Consider the following 23,653-nt stretch of genomic DNA (forward strand, 5'->3'; position numbering starts at 1 on the left):
AACTACCAGGAGGCATGAGGCATATAGATGATGGAGAACAGCGATGAGCAATTGGGCCGAAGAAGAAGTACAAACCGCTGATTTGGAAGATCGGCGCCTGAATAAACGATTGGCACTGTTACTGGAGCGATTAGGCGAACATCCCCAGCTCAGCATCCCGGCGGCCTGTGGCGGCTGGAAGGAGACGATGGGCGCTTACCGGTTTTTCGACAATGATAAGGCGACTTTCAAAAAGATACTGGCGCCGCATCGAGATGCCACGGTCGAACGGATGAAGAGCAGCCCGGTCGTATTGCTGGCGCAGGACACGACGGAGTACGACGAAAACATTTGTTTGGGGCCAAAAGGTCTCGGTACTTTGAAAGAGATAGCGAAACATGCGCGCCGACTACATCCGACCATCGCCTTTACGCCGTCGCGGATTTGCTTGGGTGTCGTCAAGGCAGCGTATTGGGCGCGTGACGGCGCCAGCCCGCGACAAGCGCGGCGGCACAAAGGCGTGGACGAAAAAGAAAGTCGGCACTGGCTCGAAAGCTATCAGGATAGCTGTGCCTTACAGGCGCAAATGCCGGACAGTTTATTGGTCAATCTCGCCGACCGCGAGGGCGACATTTACGAATGGTTTGTCGAATACCAAGACTATGCGCCGACTGCTCGCGCTGAATGGATTGTTCGGGCGACGCAGAACCGAGACCTTCTGGTCGAGCCGGAAAATGCGGCGAAATGGCTATGGTCGGCCCTGGATCAAGCGCCGGTCATGGGTTATACCGAGGTTAATGTCAAGTCGCGGCCGAACCGTGCAGCGCGACTGGCGCATATCACGGTACGCGCCGCCACGGTGCCCCTCAAGCCGCCAACGCGTATTGGGTATCGACTGCCGGCATTGAGCATCAACGCGGTGCTGGCGCGCGAAGAGACGCCGCCAGCCGGCAAGGAACCCTTGGAATGGCTCCTGCTGACCAGTTTGCCTGTGGCGAGTTTCGAGCAAGCGACTACGGTGGTGGCGTGGTATGGCGTGCGCTGGTGTATCGAAGTGTACTTCCATGTATTGAAGAGCGGTTGCCAGATCAAGCGGCTACATCTGGAATCGGAAGAACGGCTACTACCTTGTTTGGCGCTCTATATGGTTATTGCCTGGCGGGTGTTATTCAGCCTGATGCTCGCGCGCGCAGCGCCGGACATGGATTGCGAGATTATTTTCGATCCGCAGGAGTGGCGAGCGGCTTATATCGTCGTCAAGCGCTGTCCACCACCGCTCACGCCACCGCGCCTCGGTGAGGTAATCCGACTGATTGCAAGCTTAGGCGGTTATTTTGCCCGCAAACACGATGGTCCACCGGGTGCCAAGGCCATGTGGATCGGCTTACAGCGCTTGCGCGATTTTGTCATCGCCCTCAATGCTCAACAGGATCTCGCAATGAGATGTGTATAACGATGAGCGCTAGCGCGTGGGACGGCACTTGTGTATAACGCTAAGCACCCGAGCTTCGAACTACCCATTAAAAACGCATAAACACGGGATGTAAGCCTCTTCATCCCTGACCTTCTTCTCCCTTTTTATCATGCGGCTTCGGAGGCCGCGAGCGTTGACAATTCGCCATCCTACCTCCCCCAAAACACTGTAGAGGCGTAAAACCTTGCGTCTTCACGCATAAGCAGTAACACTACTTGTTTTTTAAAGCCATCCAAGCATATGAACTCATTCAGAACATTTACTTTGGCAACCACTATCGCGTTGGGAACTGCACTGATAAGCGGCTGCTCGTTTTCCACCAGCTCCGAGAGCTCGTCCGACAGCATCGGCAGCTTATCTGACAGCTCCGGCGGCATCTTCAAAAGCGCCTCCAGCCCGTTTACCTCCAGCTCCGACTCGTCTCGTAACAAGCGCGATAAATACGAAACCGATGTGGCCGACTATACCGCTACCTTCGTGGTGTCCAGCAGCGGCACACTGGATAGTTTTCGCGGACATCTCAGCGAATTGGCCGAAAGTCATGAGATCACCAACTGGGAAACCGACCGGAATACTTACGTAGGCATCGGCCGTGGACTTGCTAAAGCCAAGCTCGGCAAACCGCAAATTTCGGCGTTTACCGAAAGTTTGAGCGATAACGAGCCCTGGAAGAAACAGGCCATTGAAGAAGGTTTGAAAAAATAATCCCGCAGGCAGTCGCCCACTTGGTCATGCCAGTTGCTGGCTTGAAATTCGCAAAGTGGGCGCTGACGCTGGGCTGTTTACTTTGGGTAGCCGTTGCCGAAGCAGACCAAAGTCATCATTTCGAATTCCTGTACATAGACGCCAACGAAGGCAGCGCCAGCGGCGGCCATGCCGCCATTAAATTCGACCGGCAAGTCTTTCATTTTCAGCACATCGAACCTGGCCTGCTGCGTTTGTATCGCAACGATGCGGCGGCTTTTGAGTTTGCCTACGGCTTTCAGGAGAACCGAAACATATACGGTCACCGCATCGAAGTGTCAGAGGATTTTTTTCAAGTACTACGGGATACCTTTAGTCGCCGCCTGTTCATTCAAAATCAGCAATTGTCGCTGTTACAAGCCCTGCACGACGATCAGGCACTGGTTGCAGGCTTGCAAAATCTTGACTCTGCGCCGCCTATACCCATAAAAGGATTGGGTTATTTTTTGAGGCAATACCGAGCGGCGGAAGCGTTCCCTGTCGAGGCAGACAAACCCAGCAATAACAGCCAAGCGCTACAACAATTGCACGAAGCCATCGTTAACGAGTATGGCGAAGATTTTTTGCCGGCCAAGCGCCAGCAAGCTTGGCAAACCCTGCAAACCCTGAAACCTGAGTTAGCAGTTAACCCCGCTGAACCCACGGATACACGGTTTACCGCCACGAACAGCTCATTTGCCGAACGCTACCGCAATCAGTTGCTGAATCTGGCCGCGCTGGATGTGCTGCACGCCAGGCTGTCGCCGCTTAGTGAAAGTTTGTTAGAAATTCCGGAGGCGACATACAAACTCAACACGGAGCAACGTACCAAGCTGCAAGATTTTCGGCAGCGTTTGTTTGCCGATTTAATGACCCTGATGCGTAGCCAGCGCAGCGACTGGGGGTATCCGCTGTTGGTGGGAATGGCCCGTTTGCATGCGCTGGACCATGCCGTCAGCTCGGGTTATCTGAGCGTACTGGACCGCAGCCGCCCCGACAGTGACGACCCACAAGCCACTATTATCGACAACGACAACTTGCCGGCAGCCCTGCAATACAGTCAAGAGCTATTTGCCGCGGCGTCCAAACAACTCGACAGCCCCATAGCGCTGGATGAGCTTGCTTACTCGGAACTGGAGCTAAGCGCGACGGCGCTAATGCAATTGCATAAGCCGCACCCTGACCAGCAGTCTTTGCAGCTGTTGCCATTGACCAGCACGCCATCGCGACCGGCAGCGGCGGAATTGCTTGGTTTACCGCTGCCTACCAGCGAACTGGCAGATTTCCAAAACAGCGTTACGCAGCAAATCGAAACATATCAAAGCCAATTGCAATCTCTGTATGGCTATAACTTGCTTAGCCGCAATTGCGCCACCGAAATCTTTCGGCTCATTAACCAGACGGTTGCGAAAATCTCGTCTACAGCCGAGGAAAGTACAAGCCAGGCGTCGCAGCGACTACTGGGCGGTTACGTTGATGAAGGCGGCTTGAACATGATTCCGTTTATCGCCTATGACCAGATAGAACGCGCCTATCGACTAAGCACCAGCTTTCAGCGCCTGCCCTACAGGGAACGGCAGCGTCAACGGCGTTACCGGCAAATGCCGCAATGGCAGGTGGATTTACAGGAATCCAATACCCTAAGTTCGAGGATTTATCAATGGAACGAGGATGACGAGGCGTTTTTATTCTTCACTCAAGATCAGCTATGGCCTCGGCCATTGCAGGGCGGCTTCAATCTAGCGATAGCCGGCGGCCAGGGCCTTTATGGTGTGTTCAGTTGGCCTTGGGATGACGGGGACAATCTACGCAAAGGCTTGAAAGGTCTTGTGGTCAGCCTACCGGAGCTGTTGTTTTTTAACATCCGTAAAGGCTCGTTTCCAGGATTGCTGCCGAAAGCAGGTCTATATTGGCCTGAGGCTTTTTAACTAGGCTAGCTTGCGGGTATGGCGACGGTGGGAATAATTCGTTGGCGCTTTACCGGACTGCCCTCAGACCCTAGGCAGTTTGCGGTGAAATACTCGGGCATCAGGCTCGAACATCAATAAATCTGCCTTTACCACCTTCGTTATTTTGATCGGAGGCGTCTTTAGCAACCGGTTGGACTTGCTGAAACGCTTGTATGGGGCTGTTTGGCTGCGCCTTTTTGACTGTCGGAACATTGGCCCCGGCAGCACTATAAATTTGCGACGCGCCTGAATTAATTGACATGTATGACATTGGCTACCTCTTGTTCACGGATTTAATGGCTACAACTCTACTTGAGAGCAGCCAATTTTATTCCAAGCCCTTTGTATGAGTTGCCTGTTGCCTCGCAGTTTTCGAGATAATTGCTATACCAGCTTCGAAGCATATACCTGAATTGCGCTAATTTGCCCGATATGCCGCATCAAACCGTTCTCGCGAGGCTTCAGACAGGAAAAACACCGGTAGGCGTTCGCTAGTCAATCCACCCTATTTGTTAGTGTCAATGCGGCGGGTAAGCGCTGCTGCTTGGCTCAACGCTTGATGACCGGACTCACCGGCGCCACGTTCTGCGGTACAAAAGGCGGGGGAGTCGGCGTCGTGGTTGGGGCTGGCGTGGCAAAATCAAAGGTGGCGATACAGTTGACGCCGCCGATCAGTTCGTCGCTGGGATTAGGCAAGGTCATGCGCACCGTAAAGCTGCCACTGGCCGGATCGATCAATTGGTCCACTTTGGTAACAGTAGCTCTCACGACTTTTTTGGCCGGCAGCTCAGGGCGTACTTCCACTTCCATGCCAGGCTGAATCAGAGCAAAATATTCAGTCGGCGCGATCAGCTCAACGCGCAACGGATTGACTTGCGCCAGCTTCATAATCGCGCGATCACTAACGGACTCGCCGGGCATCGCATAGCGATCTATCACAATACCGTCTATCGGACTTTTGATGGTTTTAACTTCCAGCTGCGCCTTGGCCATTTCCAATGCCAACACCGCCGACTTTTTACGTTCCTCTGCCTTTCTCAACTCGATTCCCGCCAACACCACTTCGGTCTCGACTTTGTCTTTCTCGATTTGCGAAATGACATTGGTGGTGGCTAAACTCCGATAACGGGTGCGGTTGCGCGTGGCGTATTCCAGTTTCACTTTCTGATTGCGTACCTCGCTGCTACTCTCGGCATCGGCCTTGGCCTGGTTAAACTTGGCCAATTCCACCGACGCTTCCAATTGGGCAAGCGGTTGGCCTTTGGCAACGTGATCACCCTTATCGACCAACAGCGCTGCGACAGTCCCCGCCACCGGGCTACTCAACTCGACGTACATTTCCGGCTTGACCATGCAATCCAGATTGGCGGCAAACACGGTGCCACTGAACAGGCCAGGACCGATTAATGCGCAAAAAAAATGGTGGCGTATGGGCATGTAAAAATCACTAATCGATTAGTTTGATTTGAAACGCTCTGATTTTTAACAAAATAGTAAATTTAAGGCCACAGCGTTTATTCAAACTTGCCGGAAAACGCCAAAATACGCGACAAATGCTTATCCTGTTTGCTGAGTTGCCTTCTGACGTTGCGCTGTTGCCGCTCGTTATAAATTTGCGGCAGACGTAATATCAGGTTTCCCAAAAAACCCGGCAAAGCTTGCTGATCTTTAGCCAGGCCGGCCATGGTCTTGAGAATAGCAGACGAATAAAACTCCCGTAGCGCCGTATCCTCCAGCGACAGTATCGCTTCGCAGCTACCCGGATCGCCTTGCCGGGCAGAGCGCCCGTATAGTTGCCGGTCAATACGGCGGGATTCGTTGCAGTTCAAAGCAATCACGTGCAAACCGCCCAACTCCGCCACGCCCAATCCCAGGGCTATATCGGTGCCACGTCCGGCCATATTGGTAGCTACCGTAATAGCGTGCAACTGCCCGGCTTGCGCGATGATCTCAGCCTCGTGTTGATCTTGTTCCGCATTCAACACCCGGTGAACCAAACCCGCCGCTTCCAGCCAAACACTGACCTCCAGCGACTCGGCAACCGAACCGGTGCCTATCAATACCGGCCTGCCTAGTGCGTGCAACTCGCGGACCCGTTGCAGAAACACGCCCTGCTTGGCTGCCTGCGTGGCATAAATCCGTTCGCTGAACAAAATCCGTTTCGATACTCTGTGCGTAGGCACTTTTACGCTATGCAAACCATAAACACGCTGCATTTCCGCGGCCACTTCCCGCACCGTGCCCGAAGTACCGGCCAGTTTGAGATAGCGGCCGAAAAAGCGCTGGTAACTGATCCGGGCCAGCGGCTCGCGTTGTTCAGAAATCAAGCAACCTTCCTTAGCTTCTATCATTTGTTGCAAGCCCTGCTCCCAAGACCGATCCTCCATCACCCGGCCGGTAAACTCATCGATGATTTGCACCTTGTTATCTTTGAGGATGTATTGCTTGTTGCGCTTGAAGCAATACTCGGCGATTAGCGCCTGTTTGACCATGGCTTCCCGCCAGCGCTTGTTTTTCCAACTCGGTCCCAAGCCGATAATCATATCCGCAATGGTATTTTCGCCTTGCGGGGTCAGTTCGACGTCGCGAGTTTTGGGATCCATGACAAAGTCGTCGTTGATGAACAATGACGAGGCCAGATACAAGGCGTCACCGTAGGTTTCCGGAGACGCCTCACTCGGCCGGGCCTGGGTGATGATCAGCGGCGTTTTGGCTTCGTCGATCAATACACTATCGGCTTCATCGATGATGGCAAAGCATAAGCCACGCATGATCAGAGGGTTGCTTTTCGGCTGTTTGATTTGCTGTTGAATCTGCTTGAATTGAAATTTTAACAAGCCCACATCCTCGCCCATCTCGATGCGGTCACGCAGATAATCAAAGGCAATTTGTTTATTCGTCGTATAGACGATGGGTTGTTGATACAGTTTTCGGCGCAGTTCAAGGTCCATACCGTCAACCACCGCGCCGGACTTCAATCCCAGGCGCAGATAAAGCGGTTTCAGTATCTCCGCATCGCGAGCCGCCAAGTAATCGTTGGCAGTAATCACATGCACCGGGATGCCTGCCAAGGCGGCGGTGCAGGCCGGCAAGGTCGCGGTCAGCGTTTTGCCTTCGCCGGTTTCCATTTCCGCCAGCATGCCGTTGATCATTAACCAGCCGCCAAACAATTGCACGTCAAAATGCCGTTTATTCAGCGTCCGACCGGCGGTTTCGCGAATCAGCGCGAAGGCTCTGATCATCAGCTCTTCTGTCAGACCATACCGATATAGATTTTCCCGCAGTTCCAGAATGGCAATGGTCAACTGTTGCTCGTTGTAGTTACTTAACGGGGCGGCAACTTTTTCAACTCGACTGACGATATAAGCCTGGCTGAAACGCTGGCGGTTCAGGCGTTTGTGGAGTATGTCGAAAAATGCCGAGGCGCCTTGCTCGAAATCGCTTAGTCGACTTTCCGGCTTTTGCGGGTAGCTGCCGAAATGTACCCCTGGACGCAACACCAACTCAGACATTGAACTGCCTCAAAAATACCTGACGTACCCGGCGGTACAGCTGAGTCATAATCGATTCGCCGCCATGGTTGATCCTCACATAAGCGCGCATACCTATCGGCAGATTTTTCGGCGGCGAGAAGTCCAGATCAACCAAAAAGATTTTTTGCAGGGTTTGCATGTCTTGTTCGTTTTCCGTATTCACCCGGATTTTGCCACCGCCGGTGGTCGCCAGGGCCGGGCTGGGCAGCGTATTGGTCGCTTCCGGCGCCAGGCGGATGATGTTGGCCGGGTATTCGCGATACGGGTCGCTAACCAGACGTACGCTGATTTCCGGACTGCCTTGCCGCAGCAGGCCAATATTGTCTTGCGTTACCACCATGCGGATGGTCGGTGGCTGTTCATCCAGAATGTAACCAATCAACTCACCCTGGCGCAAATAGCTACCGGTTAGATCGTCGGCATCCGGCAACAGGATATAACCGGATTTGGCGGCGCTTATGATCATCGCGCTGGATTTATGATTCAAATGATCCAGTTCGGATTCCGCAACGCGCAGCGATTCTTTCAAAATTTCCGCCTTTACCAAATCCGACTCTTTCTCCGCCCGATATTGGCTTTGCAACTCGGCCACTTTGGCGCGGGCGATTTTGGCTTTGGCTTCCAATGCGTCGTCATGCATGGTCAGCAACACATCACCCTGATTCACGAATTGGTTCGATTTCACCAGCAATTCGCCGATGAAACCCTCTTGCTCCACCTTGATCAACGCCTCATCGGGCAGCCACACCACACCTTCAGCCAGCGTGTAATTGGGAATCGGCAAAGCACCAAAAACCAGAACCACAAACAAGGCTACGCCTGCCGTGGTCAGTAGCGCCTTATCTCTTTTCCGACTCAGACTGGGGCTGGTAAACACAAAACGTATGGCTTTATACAGCGGAAACACGACCTGTAATGACACCATCAATAACGCAACAGCAATGCCCAGTGAGAAAAATTTTTCGGTCAGATAAATACAAACAAACCACAACATCATCAGGCGGTAAGTCAGCGATGCCAAACTATAGATGACAAACCAAGCCGTTTCGCCCGGCGCGGAGGCCGGCGACACCGCCTGTTTCAAGTCAAACAAATAGCGCTGGGCCAAATAGGCCCAGATTTGGCTTGAACGCTGATACAAATTGGGAATGCTCAAGGCATCGGCCAGAATGTAATAGCCGTCGTATTTCAATAATGGGTTGCCGTTAAAAAACAACGATGAGACGCCGCCGGTCAGCAAGATGTCGAAGCCCACATCCTGGACAAACCCGGTCTCGGTGCTCAAAAACAAGAATAGGCCCAGCGCGGCCAGAAATCCTTCCACCAAAATGCCCGCGGCGCTGATCAACATCCGGTCGTACTTGTTACGCAGATGGTTGGCGGCGGAGACATTGACGTAAGGCACCGGCATGAACAATAAAAAATTGACGCCCATCTCATGCACTTCGCCACCTTTCAACTTCATCGCAAAGCCATGCCCCAATTCATGCAGGATTTTGATCAAGGGGTACAACAAGAACATGATCAAAAAATTGTAGGGAGCCAAAGCGTTCAATTCGAAATGATGGCTGATTTCCGGCCAATTAGTCCCTGCTTGCAGCAAAGCAATTGCAATGACTAGCAGCCACACCACGCCGAATTTGACGCTGTACAGACCCGCCACTTTAGACCCATGTTTGCTGAGAAACTCGTCCGGATCCCACAACGGCAATTTCAGCGAGAGCGGATTCAACAATCGCTGATTGCTTTTCGCGCTGCTTAAACGCGCCTGACGCTCGAACAATTCTTCGGTGTTGACCAAGGCTTCGGTTTGAATCAAATCGGCCTGATGCAATTGCCCCAGTAGTTGAATAAGGTCTTGTTGGCTGGGGGCATAGTCGCCCAACTGCCGATTCAGGATGTCGGCAATCTCTTGTACGCTCAACTTGCCGTCCAACAGCCCGATGAACTGGTAGGCCAGGCTGTTAAAGCGCTGATGGCGGGCGGTATTAGGGTCTTCCAGGATGTACCAGATCAGGCCGCGGTACTCGTGGCGATGAATCTCGATATGGCTATGCAATTTGGGTTTGAGCTTGGCGACCCGGTACCAGTGCGGGCTGAACAGTTCGTTAGCCATGAGCAAACCTCAGCATCCGATTCACCAGGACCAAATCCACAAACGCAGCCAAGCCAGCATGTCGTGGCTCCAGATCCACAATAAACTAGCGCGTCCGGCTTCGATCTTGCCAACACCCTCCATGCCCGGCCGTAATAGTTCAGGCGCATTTTCCAGACTGGCTTCGACGCGGAAGATATTCTTGCCGCTATCGGTTTTGGCCACTGCGGTAATTTTTTGCACCTGTAGCGGAAAGGTCCGGCTGGGCATACTGGCCAACACCAAAGAGCCTTTTTGACCTGCCTGCACATAGGAAATCAGGCTTTCATCCACCTTCAGGATGATGCGGTAACCTTCCAACGGGGCAATTTTGAACAGGATTTCACCGCGTTCGACCGGTGAACCGAGCTTCTGACTCAAATCGCCTTCAATCACCACTCCATCGAATGGCGCGGCCAGATTGATTTTCTGTAACTGCTGGCGGGTCAGCTCCATCTCCGCATCGGCCTGGTCGATTTGCGCGCTAATGACCCTGACTTTCACGAGATCACCACCAGACAGGGCTTCGCGGTATTCGCGACGGAATTTTTGCAACTGCCCGTCCAGCTTGCTTAATTCCAGTTGTAATTCCGCATCGTCCAGGCTAGCCATGAATTCGCCTTGCCGCACCGTATCGCCGGCCCGTACCGCCGCCGATTGCAAAAATCCGGAAATGGGCGCAGCGACCACCCGCTGAATTTTGCCTTCCAACACCGCGTTGGCGGTCACCCGAAAATCACTGCGCCACACAGAGCTGATCAACAAGAACAACACCAAGCCCAGGGCGGTCAATTTCACTTTGAAGTGTTTGACGCCCATCAGTTCGGCCAGCCGCTGTTTAAGCTTGATGCCGATTTTTACCGACAACGCTTGTTCGTCGAGTTTTTTTAAGGCCAGAAAGGGCGAGATCAGCGCCAGGGCTTGTTGGCAAAGTAGCACGGTTTCCTTATCAAAGGATTGTTCTTCGCTGCGTAGCAGGGTAACCGCGCCGATAAACTGACCGTCATGCAGCATAGGCACGGTCAGCAATGATCCATAGCCATACTTGCGGACGACTTCCTGATGGGCGCGCTGGATGCTGACCGATTTGACGTCAGGAACCACCACCACGCTATCCTGCTCGATGGCTTCGTCCATCGCATCGGCGATTTTTTGCAACAGATTGGCCTGCTGGTCGATTTGCGCGTTGTTGGAAATCGCCACTACCGTACTGTAGTTGTCTTTGAATTCGCCAATGGCAACCCGATCGCAACCCAGCATGCGCGTCAATTCCGTACCCAGGCTAATCAAAACCTCGCGGTAACTATTTTGCTCGAAACAAGCCGCCAGCAAACCGACTACGGAGCTGTAAAAATCGTCGTTCTGCTGCAAACGGCCTTGCGCCAAACGCCACCACTCCACGCTCTGCTCCAGCGCGGTAAAAACAGCCGCGCGCCGATCAGCAACAGCATGCTCCAGTTTGAGCGCAATCACACCTAATAGTACCGAACCGTCAAATACCGGCAGACCGAAAAAGTCATATTGCCGTTGATCAGGCTTTGCCACATTAGGCATGTAGCTGGGTTGATTTTTATCCAGTGTGAGTTTGCAAATAGCCGATAGCTCAGCAGCATCGGCGAGGTTCTCCGGCCATTTCGCCAACAGCCGCAGCGTTTTGCCATCCGCATCGCTCACCATCAATGCCGCAGCCTCAGTTTCCGGCACAATGCGGCAGACTATCTCCAACCACTGTTGGGCAAATCTAACGCTCATGACGGAAAACCTTCCGCACAAGCATTACTCTGAACCACACTCTGCGGGCACAACATCAGAAATATGTCATCGAGATGGTTGGCTATTTCCTGACTGACCAGGTCTTTCAAATTACTGGGGATGGCGGCAAATTGTTGCTGGCTATCCTTTAAGCCACTGAGCGCTTGGTTAAATTGTTCCGGCTCCGCAAACACTTGCTGCGCCAGATAAACCAGATAGGTTTCGTTGCGATAATGCGGATCGGTAAGTTCGGGATGCAGTTGGTGACCGATGATATGCGAATACACCTCGGGTAAATGCCATAAACGCATCAACTCCGAGCCCAACTGACAATAATCAAAGCCAAACAACAGCCGTTCCTGCTCGTCAATCGGCAAGCCCTGCTTCCGGCTTGCCAGCAATGCGTCCAGCGCCTGTTCCGGGGCTTTGACAAACATCGCCGCGTGGCCGATTTCCAATAACAACCCCAGTGCAAAAAAACGATGTCCAGCGGGTAGTCCGGCCAGTTTAGCCAGCGTACGGCAGGCGATGCCGCATTCGATGCCATGCAACCAGAACTCCTTCAAGTCCATCACCGCGTCGGGAATATTGCAAAACGTGCGCATGCACAGGCTACTCAACAGCAAATCATGCAACTGAATGGTACCAATCAAGCTGATTGCATCGTAGAGATCGTAGGCTTTGCGGTTAAAGCCAAAGAAGCGGCTATTGGCCATGCGGATTATACGGACGGTCAACATAGAATCGGTTTGCAGCACAGCGACATAGTCGCGGATTCTGGCATCCGGCTTTTCTAATAACAGCCTGATTTTCAGATACACCTCAGGCATCGAAATTTTTTCGGCCAAATCGCAAAGGAATTGTTGTTCAGCTCTCATAGCGGCTTAATTGAACATGAGCTTTTCCATCTCAGTCGCGGCTTTTAAAGCTTGTTCGACAGTCTCTGCCAACTGTTCGGCATTGAGTTGCAAAATTTCCCAAATGTCCGCGGATACGCTTTCCTCGATTGCGCGCATATGCCCTGATATGTATTTTTCGGCGCAGGCCCGCACCAGATGCAGTAGTGCGGTTTCCCTGCGCTGATCCGGGGCAAGGTCAGGGGTGGGCTGATAATGCACAATGTCTTGAAAATGCGCCGGCAAACACCATTGCGCCATGAGTTTGGCACCGATCTCGCCATAATGCATACCCAACAGTTTTTGTTCAGCGATGTGCAGTAATTCCTGGTTATTCCGGGACAGTTCCATCGCGCGTTTCGCCAACTCAGGGTGCTTTGCGTAAAGCACCAGATGCCCTATTTCATACAACAAACCAATCACAAACAGGCGTTCGCTCTTGGGGAATTTTAGCTGGCTTGCCAACAACCGGGTCAACACCGCCGAGAACAAGCTGAACCGCCAAAAGGTTTTCAGCGGCATGATCTCATTGGACAATTTTAACGAGGCAATCGCCGAGGTAGCGAGCACCAAGTCATGTAACTGCCCGATGCCCAACATATTGACGGCGCGACTCAAGCTGTCGATCTTTCCCGGAAAACCAAAAAAAGCGCTGTTGGCGACCCGCAACACGGCTACGCTTAAGTTGGAATCGCTGGCCACAACTTCAACAAAATGCTCGATGTCCGAATTAGGATCGTCGATCAAATTTCTAACTTTCTGATATACCTCGGGCAAAGAAACCAAACCTTTGATTTCTTGCAAGGTGTGTTCGATCAAATCTGCTTGCGAATCGATCTCGGCAGGATCAAGCAAGGGCGTCCCTCCAAATTAGACAGTGTTTAAATCAAGCGGAAGTATAGAATGGAAACCGGAGCTGTAGTAGGGAAACTACCGGTATTCCGTTCGGGCTGAGGTCGTCGAAACTCAAGCTGGTTTGCTCTTTGAGGGGTGATCGGTATTTAAGAGTGGGGCTAATACAAATAAAAGCCACAAGCGCTCCATTTTTTCCATATACCCTCCGACACTTAACCACTGCACATTTTGAGCAGGCTTATCTGTGTTCTATTACGGATTATTTGCTGCAATCACAGAATAATTAAAGCGAAGTCGCTAAACTCTAGCAGCATCTAAGGCATCCGATGCCAACGGCGTTCCATGCTCATCGGTCAAACTGCAACTTTCAACGCCCATGAATTCAAAGTCACATCTCAAGCACTACCACTCCAAACCGATTCTGGAAGAGTTGGAATCTCGACAGCTGTTCTCCGGCGGCATCGAGGGGCTTTTGACCGAACAACTCATGGCCCCCAACGCGACCTACGCCAACGCGACACCGCCCGCCGACACCCAACAGCCCCCCGCGCAAACCAGCACCAGCGAGACCAGCCGCAATGAAATCGTGTTTGTCGATACCCGCGTCCAGGGCTACGAATCGCTATTAAACGACATCAAAAGCAGCGACGTTTCCAACCGTAATCTGGAAATCATTACGCTGGACAGTAGCACTGACGGCATTCAACAAATCACGCAGATTCTGGCCGAGCGCGACAATCTGGACGCGGTGCATATCATCTCGCACGGCAGCGACGGCAGCCTGGATTTAGGCAACAGTCAACTCAATTTCGATACCTTGATTCAAAACCAGACCGACATCAGCGCCTGGGGAGATGCCTTCAATACCGACGGCGATATTCTGATTTACGGCTGTAATGTCGCGGAAACGCAATTTGGGCAGAGTTTTGTCGATTATCTGTCCGGGATCACCAATATCGACGTCGCGGCGTCGGAAGATACCACCGGCAGTGCGGATTTGGGAGGGGACTGGCTACTTGAATACCAAACCGGCGACGTCGAAACCGAAGTTGTAGTCAGCGCGGCGGGTCAAAGCGAATGGACTGGCTTGATGGCGGTAACTGCCAATGGCACAGTGACATCCACCAGCAGCACCAGCACCAACCAACTGACGTGGTCGCATACGGTCAGTGCCGGCTTCGACCGGGTACTATTTGTCGAGATTGCCATTGATGACGGCAGCGCTGGGGTCAACAGCGTTAAATACGGTACCGCCGATCTCACCCGCGTAGGGCGCACAGCAGCCAATCACGCCGTCGAAATTTGGGCGTTGGTCAACCCCACAGCGGGAACCGATAACGTCGTTATATCATTTACCGGAAATACAGAAGCTGCTGCGGGTGCATCGACCTTTAACGGTGTTAACCAATCGATGCCCTACGGTACTTACGCTGGCAACACCGGCACCACCGGTTTGTTGGGGGGATCAGGCACGGTGAATGTCGCCAGTGCGACTGGCGATTTAGTTATCGACGTGCAGTATTGGAAAGCTATTTCAGCTGATACTACGGGTACCGGGCAAACTTCGCAATGGAGCAGCTCTCCCCTACTGTCTACGGCAAAGGCAGGCTCTTCCGTGGCGGAAGGCGCGAGCTCAGTAACGATGAGCGGTTCAGCGTTACTTGCTGCCGATTGGTCGATAGGTGCGGTATCTATCAAAGCAAGTATAAACACCGCGCCTGTTAATACAGTACCCGCAGCACAAACGACGAATGAGGACACGGCCAAAGTGTTCTCATCGGCCAATGGCAATGCGATTACGATAACCGACGCTGATGCCGGCGGCGCAAACAACGAAATCACTCTGACGGTCACCAACGGCACCCTGACCTTGGGCGGCACCACCGGCTTGACCTTTGCAGCTGGTGACGGCACGGCCGACAACACGATGAGGTTTCGTGGCACGGCCAGCGCCATCAACACGGCGCTGAATGGCTTGAGCTTCACGCCCACTGCCGAATACAGCGGCAGCGCGACGCTGACATTAGCCACCAAAGACTCGGTACTCCTGAGTTTGGATATCGATACCGGCCTCTTGGGCCGTTACGCTTTCGATAACACTAGCGCACTGGAGACCGATAGCAGTCCGGCGGCCGGTTCCACGGCCTCGGTCGTCAATGGCACGTCCGTCAATGACACTACCCGCGGCAATGTGCTGAGCTTGGCTGGCGACGGTTATGTGCAAACTACTGGGGTTTATGGCCAGCCATCCAGTGTCACCCTGGCGGCCTGGGTAAACTTGACATCCGCCGACACGGGGGGTGCAGAAGTCATTTCGCTGGGCGACAACGTGATATTACGCCTGGATGCCGGCGGCAAAATCAAAGGTAGTTATGTCGATAGCGGCACGTTCAGATTTACCGAAACGGCTACGACATTGGCCGGTACCGGCTGGCACCACGTTGCATACACCATCGACAGCGTAGCCCATACCCAAGCGGTTTATATAGACGGCGTTGCCGTGGCCTCTACCGCTTACACCACATCCATCGCTTACAGTCAGGGAACCAATAGTTTTATCGGCAAGCACGGAAACGGTGGTACTACCTACGATTTCAATGGCAAGATAGACGAAGCACGGATTTATAACCGCGCTTTAACTGGGGCGGAAATTGCCGCACTCGCCGGAGACCTGACCTTAACAGACACCGATACGGTGGCTATCACAGTAACGGCAGTCAACGATGCGCCGCTCATTTCCGCCATCGAAGCCACGACCCTGGCTTACACCGAGAACGGCACTGCGACAGAGATTACCTCAGGCCTGGTACTTACTGAGGTCGATAACGCTAATCTGAGCAGCGCCACGGTGCAGATCAGCGGCAACTACGCCAGCGGGCAGGACGTACTGGCGTTTACCGATCAAAACGGCATCACCGGCAGTTGGAATGCGAGCACCGGCACACTGACCTTAACCGGCACGGCCACCGTCGCCCAGTATCAAACTGCGCTGCGTTCTGTTACCTATCAAAACACCAGCGATGCACCGTCCACCGCCAGCCGCGCCGTGAGCTTTAGTGTGACCGACGGCACGACGGCAAGTAACATTGGAACGCGCAGCATCTCGGTCGCGGCGGTCAATGATGCGCCGGTCAACAGTCTGCCCGCCAACAGTTACACCGCCGTCAATACCAGCAAAACTTTCTCCAGCGCGAATGGCAATGCCCTACAAATTGCCGATGCAGATGCAGCCTCCAGCAATGTGCAAGTGACGCTCAGCATCAGCCACGGTAGCTTGACGCTGGCCAGTAATGCGGGCTTGACCTTGGTCAGCGGCACCAACGGCAGCAGTAGCATGATTTATTCCGGCACAGTGTCGGCAATCAACACCGCACTGAATAATGGCCTGACCTTTACACCCGCTAGCAACTACCGTGGCTTGGCGCAACTGACCATGACCACCAGCGATCAAGGCAATACCGGTTCGGGTGGCACTTTAACCGATACCGACGTTCTGGATGTGCATGTCGGCGCCATCGTTGTCACCAACACCTCGGATACCATCAGCGCTTCGGCTGATACCAGTTCGATCAGCGCATTGATCGCCAGCGATGGCGGCGATGGCATCTCGCTGCGGGAGGCGATTGCCGCCGCCAACAATACCGCCGGCACGGATTATATTTATTTCGGCATCAGCGGTTCGTCGGTGCATACCATCAATCTGACGGCACCCTTGACGATTACTAGTCAAGTCGTGCTGGATGCGACCAGCGACGACAGCTTCAGCGCCAACAAACCCGCAATTGTTTTGAACGGCGCCGGTAGTATTCAAGATGGCATACAGCTCTACGGCGGCAGCGATGGCAGCACCATGCGCGGCCTGGTGATTCAAAACTTTACCGGCAGCGGCATCACTATCGCCGGCAGTAGCGGCAACACCATTGCCGGTAACTGGATAGGCCTTAACGCTACAGGCACCGGCGCCGCCGCCAACGCAGTGGGTGTCAGCATCTGGAATTCCGCCAATAACATCATCGGCGGCAGCTCGGCGGCGGATCGCAACGTAATCTCCGGCAATACCAGTCTTGGTATCGGCTTGAATACCGACAACGGCTCGACCACAGGCAACGTAATCAAGGGTAACTACATCGGCACCGACGCCTCCGGTGCGAATGCAGTCGGCAATGCCAATCAGGGTGTTTGGGTTAGTGCCGCCGGTAACAGCATCGGCGGAACGGTCGCCGGCGAAGGCAACGTCATCAGCGGTACCACCAACTGGGTGGGGATTCAGTTGGAAGCGCCTGCCAGCAACAACTTGATCGCAGGCAACCTGATCGGTCTCAACGCCACCGGAACCGCCGCGCTGGCCAATGCCGGCGGCGGTATTTATGTGCAATCGGCTAACAACACCATCGGCGGCACAACAGTCGCAGCGCGTAACGTCATTTCCGGTAATAGCAGTTCGGGTATTACCTTGACCGGCGGCTCGGCAAACGGCAACGTCATTACCGGCAACTATATCGGTACCGATATTTCCGGCATGGTCGACTTAGGCAATGCCAATTCCGGTATTACCATCGAATCATCTGGAAATACTGTCGGCGGCACGACAAGCGGAGCCGGCAATCTGATCTCGGGCAACAATTACTCCGGGATTTTTATCAATGGCGAAAGCGCCGACAACAATATTGTCCAAGGTAACTATATCGGTACCGACGTATCCGGCAATGCCGGTTTGGCAAACAGTTGGGACGGGATTTCCGTGATCGGCGGCGCGGACAACACCCTAATCGGCAGCACCACGGCGGCGGATCGCAACGTCATTGCCGGCAACACCGAAGCAGGCATCTATATCAGCGATAGCGGCACCACCGGTACGGTCGTCCAAGGCAACTACATTGGGGTTGGCGCGGATGGCGTCACGGCGTTGGGGAACGGTATGCAAGGGGTTGCCATTGAAAATTCCGCCACCAGCAGTTTGATCGGCGGCGCGACAGCCGGTGCCGGCAATATCATCGCCAACAACGATGTAGGCATAACGGTTGTGGGCACTAGCTCCAGCAACGTGTTTCTAGAGAACAGCATTTACGGCAACACCCGGCTTGGCATCGATCTGGCCGACGATGGCGCCACCGCCAACGACGCCGGCGATGTCGATAGCGGCCCGAACAGCCTGTTGAACACGATGGTGTTAACCCGGGCGGTCGTGAATGGTACGAATCTGACCTTTAGCGGCACCTACAACGGCGCGGCTAACAGCTATTACCGCATCGAAGTGTATTCGGATGCCACGGCCAGCGGCGAGGGACGGACCTTTCTGAATGCGTTGAACATGGCGGTCGGCGGTTCAGGCAGCGCCAGCATGTCATTTAATTTTTCCGATGCCCGCTTGGCAACTGGTCAGTACATCACCGTCACTGCGACCCGCACCGATTCCAGTTACTCGACCTTTTACGAAACCTCGGAATTTTCCAATACGATTGTCACGGCAACGCCGGATAGCGCGCCGGTGGGTCAAGACCACTCCATCACGGTTACCGAGGATACGGCTTACACCTTTAGCACCGCCGATTTTCCGTTCACCGACGCCGATGGCAACAATCTCAGCCAGGTCTGGATCGAATCCCTGCCCGGCGCAGGCACCTTGTTTTTAAACGGTGTTGCCGCGCAGGAGTTGGACGCCATCAGTGCCGCGGACATTCAATCCGGAAAATTGACCTACACACCGGCTGCCAATGGCACGGACGCAACCAGCTTTTTATTCAGTATCGTCGATAGCGGCAGTAACTATGGCGGCGGCCAAACCCTAGATAGTACGGCCAATACACTGACCATCAATATCAGCGCCGTTAATGATGCGCCGGTCCTGTCGGCCACTGAAGGCACGACGCTGGCTTACACCGAAAATGGCAGCGCCACGGCGATAACCGCGACGCTGGCATTGAGTGATGCCGACAACACCAACCTAAGCGGGGCAACAGTACAAATCACCGGCAACTACGCCAGCGGGCAGGACGTACTGGCATTCACCAACCAAAACGGTATCACCGGCAGTTGGAATACTAGCACCGGCACACTGACCTTATCCGGCACGGCCACCGTTTCTCAATACCAAACCGCGCTGCGTTCTGTTACCTATCAAAACACCAGCGATGCACCGTCCACCGCCAGCCGCGCCGTGAGTTTTAGTGTGACCGACGGCACGACGGCAAGTAACATTGGAACGCGCAGCATCTCGGTCGCGGCGGTCAATGACGCGCCGGTGTTGAGTTTTGCCACTGGCAGCGTCAGTTATCCGGAAAATGCCGGCGCCGTGATATTGGCACCCACTGCGACCGTGACCGATGCTGACTCGACAGATTTTAACGGCGGCCAGTTGGTAGTTTCGTTTAGCGCCAACGGCCAAGCAGAAGATCGTCTGGCGATCCGTAATCAAGGCACGGCCAGTGGACAAATCGGCGTGTCGGGTAGCAATGTCAGCTACGGTGGGGTCGTAATGGGTACTTTCACCGGGGGTACCGACGGCACGACACCTTTGGTCATCAGTTTTAACAGCAACGCCAGCGTGGCCGCTGCGCAGGCCTTAGGGCGTAACATTACTTATCAGAATGTCTCGGACGCCCCGTCAAATTTGGTGCGTACCTTACAAGGGTATCTGACTGATGGCGATGGCGGCACCAGCAATGTGGTGTCCGGCACACTCAGTATTATTGCCAGCAACGACGCCCCGGTTGTGACCAGTGCCAGTCTGACCTTGAGCGAGGGCCAAACCGTCACCCTTTCGGCGGCGAACTTCGGCGTAACCGATCCGGATAACAACAGTTTCACCTACACGGTCAGCAATGTGTCCGGCGGTATTTTCCAGCTTACGACCAACCTCGGCTTCAACATCAACAGTTTTACCAGCACGCAACTGTCTAACAATCAAGTGCAATTTGTTGACGATGACAATGAAGTCGCGCCTAGCTTTAGCGTTGCCGTAAGTGATGGCTCGGCGAATTCGAATACTCTGGCAGCAACAATCAACTATACCGCCGCCAACGAAGCGCCAACGGACATTGCCGCGACCCGCTATCTGTCTGAGCAGAGCTATTTGACAAAATCGATGTATGACTTAACCCTCGATACCGGACATAGTGGCTACGGCATTGTCCTGGACGGGGTCAGCTACGCCCGTGGCTTGGGAACTCATCCCGCCGCTAGCGGCAATGGCTACGGTTATGTCGACTATGCGGTCAATGGCGCCACATCGTTCAAGGCCACAATCGGCATCAACGATTACCAAACCGGCTCGTATGGCAAGGTGCAGTTCTATGTGTATGTCGATGGTGTACAGACTTATAGCAGCCCGATTCTAAACTCCACCAGCACACCTATCGACCTGAACATCGACGTGACCGGAGCCAGTACGTTAAGGCTTGCTATCGACAACGCCAATAACGGCAACGCTTTTGATCATGGTGTTTGGGCCAATGCGCGCCTGGAAGGCGGCACTGTTGCCTTGGCAAGTATCGCCGAGAATACCGCCATTGGCACGGTCGTAGGCTCGGTTGTGGGGGTTGATAACGATCTGCGGGAAAATTGGAGTTATGCGCTGATCAACGATGCAGGCGGACGTTTTGCGATAAACGCCAACACCGGCCAAATCACCGTCGCTAACGACAGTCTACTTAATTATGAAGCCGCGACCAGCCACGACATCATCATTCGTGCGACCGACACTGGCGGGCTCAGCGTCGATAAAACATTTACCATCTCGCTGGCTGATGTTAACGAGGTGCCGGTCATCAGCAGTGCGTCGCTGACCTTGAATGAAGGCGATACCGTTACTTTGTCATCGGCCAACTTTGGCGTCAGCGATCCCGACAATACCAGCTTCACCTACACGGTCAGTAGCGTCAGCGGCGGTTACTTCCAATTGAGCAGCGCGGCGGGTAACTCGATCACGCAATTCACCAGTGCCGATTTGAGTGGCGGTCTGGTGCAGTTCGTCGATGATGGCAACGAAGTGGCGCCGAGTTTCAGTATGACTGTCAGTGACGGTGCGTTGAATTCCAACACATTGGCCGCAACGATCCATTATACGGCCGTCAACGACAACGCCCCGGCGATCAGCTCCGGCGGCAGTGCCAGCGTCAATGAGAACAGTCCGATCAACACCGTGGTCTACACCGCCACCGGCAGCGATGCCGACGGCAACCCGCTGACGTGGAGTCTAAGCGGTACTGATGCCGGGTTATTGACCATCGACGCCAATAGCGGCGCAGTCACCCTCAACGCCTTCGCCGATTACGAAAGCAAGTCCAGCTACAGTTTCGATGTCGTCGCCAGCGACGGCACCTTGAGCAGTAGTCTGGCCGTGACCTTGGCGGTCGTCAATCTCAACGACAATCCGGTCTCGGCGATCAGTGACAGCAACGCCACCGCCAACAGTATCGCCGAGAACACCGCCAACGGCACGGTGGTGAGCATCACGGCGTTAGCGAGCGATGCCGACACGGGGGCGACGATCAGCTACAGCCTGACGGACAACGCCGGCGGCCGTTTTGCCATCGACAGCAGCACCGGCGTGGTCACCGTCGCCAACGGCAGTCTGCTCGATTACGAGGCCGCCACCAGCCACAGCATCACGGTGTTGGCGACCAGTTCCGACGGTTCGACTAACAGCCAAAGCTTTACAATCAATATAACCAACCTCAACGACAATGCCCCTGTGCTCAGTGCAACCAATTTGACCCAGAGCGAAGGCCAGACGGTGACCCTGAATACTGCCGATTTTGTGGTCAGCGATGCAGACAGTAGTGATTTCACTTTTACCATCAGCGCGCTGACCGGGGGTTACTTTCAACTAACAACGACCCCCGGCATTGCTATCACCAGCTTCACCAGCTCGCAACTCGCCGCCAATCAAGTGCAATTCGTCGACGACGCCAACGAGGCTCCGCCAAACTTCAACGCTACAGCCAGCGATGGCACACTTAATTCCAATACGCTGGCCGCGACCATCAACTACAGCTCGCTCAACGATGTGCCAGTCCTGACCAGTGCCGCCCTAACGTTGGATGAAGGCGAGACCGTCACCCTTTCGGCCGCCAACTTCGGCGTCACGGACCCCGACAACGCCAGCGTCACCTATGCGCTCAGCAGCGTGAGTGGCGGGTACTTCCAACTCACCACCAATCCCGGTGTCAGCGTCACCAGTTTCAATAGCGCCCAGCTGGCCGCCGGCCAGGTGCAGTTTGTCGATGACGGCAATGAAGTGGCGCCGCGTTTTGATGTCACGGTCAGCGACGGTAGCCTCAGTTCCAATACCTTATCCGCGACGATCTACTACACCGGTATCAATGATGCACCGATCATCAATAATCTGGGCTTGACGGTAAGCGAGGGGGAAACGGTCACGCTCAGCGCGGCCCATTTTGGGATAACCGATCCGGATAGTGACAGTTTTACTTACACGGTCGGCGATGTAACGGGGGGGTATTTCCAATTGGCATCCCGTGCAGGATTACCGATCACCGGCTTTACCAGCGCCCAGCTGACCGCCAACCAAGTGCAATTCATCGACGACGGCAACAATGAATCGGCACCGAGTTTTAGCCTCTCCGTCAACGACGGATTAGCGGGCTCCACCGCAATGGCCGCCAAGATTAACTATATTGCATCTAACGATACGACGAATACTTTGCACGACATCATTAGGTATAATCCAAAAAATGGCTTGAATGATAAAAATCAGGGAGACGACGCTCAAACACATATTTCAGCAAGTCAGCACGTATCCACCGATCAATTTGCGGTCATTGTTGATTTAACTCCCCATGCCGATCAATTAACGCATGAATCACCACCAGATAAGCAGGCAACAGACAATCGATTTATCTTAGAATCCAACGCATGGATTGATAATGGAAATAGCCCACGCTTATCCGGAGTGATGGACACTAATAAAAACGAAGAACCACGCAGGAACGAAACTAGCCGAAAATACCACTTTGAATCCAGAATTCCATCGGTCGATGAATACAGAATTGATAGCCAGACGACTTTAAGCGAGCAAGAAGAAGTGGAGTTTTGGAACAGATTGGAAAACATTCACAAGCAAATGAGCGACCCTACGGTCGTAGAGGACGCCAATCCGGTAAACATTAAAATCATCCTGGGGACCAGCGCCGGTCTGACTGCCGGATTTGTCAGCTGGATCTTGCGGGCTGGGTCGCTAATGGCCAGCTTTATGTCCACGGTGCCCTTACTGAAACGCTTTGATCCATTGCCTATAATGCGATCAGTCAAAAAATCAAGGCTGGCAAAAGACAATGAAGCCAAAGAGCTTGACTCAGTATCCTCCTGCTCTGAAGACACCCCGTGATGATCAGAAA

At 53.8% G+C, this 23,653-nt stretch carries 11 protein-coding genes; 4 read left to right on the top strand and 7 right to left on the bottom strand.

The genetic code is table 11. The annotated features are described in order from the left end of the window. The first annotated feature begins 43 nt into the window (after positions 1-43). From ACMXD4_RS17750 to ACMXD4_RS17760, 3 genes are all read left to right on the top strand, one after another. Positions 44-1,432: an IS4 family transposase gene (locus tag ACMXD4_RS17750; protein ID WP_415878602.1), complete on the top strand. Its 1,389-nt coding sequence runs from the start codon at positions 44-46 to the stop codon at positions 1,430-1,432. Between the two features lie 261 nt (positions 1,433-1,693). Further along, complete coding sequence (locus ACMXD4_RS17755; RefSeq protein WP_415878950.1) at positions 1,694-2,158, top strand: putative lipoprotein; 465 nt, start codon at positions 1,694-1,696, stop codon at positions 2,156-2,158. A gap of 26 nt (positions 2,159-2,184) precedes the next feature. Further along, positions 2,185-4,104 (top strand): hypothetical protein, encoded by a 1,920-nt coding sequence (locus ACMXD4_RS17760; RefSeq protein ID WP_415878951.1) that lies wholly within the window; start codon positions 2,185-2,187, stop codon positions 4,102-4,104. 100 nt (positions 4,105-4,204) lie between these two features. Here ACMXD4_RS17760 and ACMXD4_RS17765 read toward each other — a convergent pair whose 3' ends face one another. From ACMXD4_RS17765 to ACMXD4_RS17795, 7 genes are all read right to left on the bottom strand, one after another. Beyond that, the gene (locus ACMXD4_RS17765; RefSeq protein WP_415878952.1) at positions 4,205-4,396 is read right to left on the bottom strand and encodes a hypothetical protein; all 192 of its coding nucleotides are present in this window, start codon (positions 4,394-4,396) and stop codon (positions 4,205-4,207) included. A gap of 278 nt (positions 4,397-4,674) precedes the next feature. Beyond that, on the bottom strand, positions 4,675-5,562 hold the full coding sequence (locus ACMXD4_RS17770) for an efflux RND transporter periplasmic adaptor subunit (protein WP_415878953.1): 888 nt from the start codon (positions 5,560-5,562) through the stop codon (positions 4,675-4,677). A gap of 77 nt (positions 5,563-5,639) precedes the next feature. Beyond that, a complete protein-coding gene (locus ACMXD4_RS17775) occupies positions 5,640-7,637 on the bottom strand; it encodes a DEAD/DEAH box helicase (protein ID WP_415878954.1) in 1,998 nt (665 codons plus the stop codon). Continuing rightward, a complete protein-coding gene (locus tag ACMXD4_RS17780) occupies positions 7,630-9,774 on the bottom strand; it encodes a biotin/lipoyl-binding protein (RefSeq protein ID WP_415878955.1) in 2,145 nt (714 codons plus the stop codon). The genes ACMXD4_RS17775 and ACMXD4_RS17780 overlap by 8 nt, the downstream gene beginning before the upstream one ends. Before the next feature lie 21 nt (positions 9,775-9,795). Beyond that, complete coding sequence (locus ACMXD4_RS17785; protein ID WP_171694475.1) at positions 9,796-11,544, bottom strand: efflux RND transporter periplasmic adaptor subunit; 1,749 nt, start codon at positions 11,542-11,544, stop codon at positions 9,796-9,798. After that, entirely contained in the window at positions 11,541-12,422 is an 882-nt protein-coding gene (locus tag ACMXD4_RS17790; protein WP_171694474.1) for an HDOD domain-containing protein, read from the bottom strand. Before ACMXD4_RS17790 ends, ACMXD4_RS17785 begins: the two co-directional genes overlap by 4 nt. A gap of 6 nt (positions 12,423-12,428) precedes the next feature. After that, positions 12,429-13,295 (bottom strand): HDOD domain-containing protein, encoded by an 867-nt coding sequence (locus tag ACMXD4_RS17795; RefSeq protein ID WP_415878956.1) that lies wholly within the window; start codon positions 13,293-13,295, stop codon positions 12,429-12,431. Positions 13,296-13,671: 376 nt separating this feature from the next. Between ACMXD4_RS17795 and ACMXD4_RS17800 the strand changes: the two genes are divergently transcribed. Further along, the gene (locus ACMXD4_RS17800) at positions 13,672-23,643 is read left to right on the top strand and encodes a cadherin-like domain-containing protein (protein WP_415878957.1); all 9,972 of its coding nucleotides are present in this window, start codon (positions 13,672-13,674) and stop codon (positions 23,641-23,643) included. The last annotated feature ends 10 nt before the right edge of the window (positions 23,644-23,653 follow it).

It is taken from the genome of Methylomonas sp. TEB, assembly GCF_047777895.1.
Taxonomy (GTDB): domain Bacteria; phylum Pseudomonadota; class Gammaproteobacteria; order Methylococcales; family Methylomonadaceae; genus Methylomonas.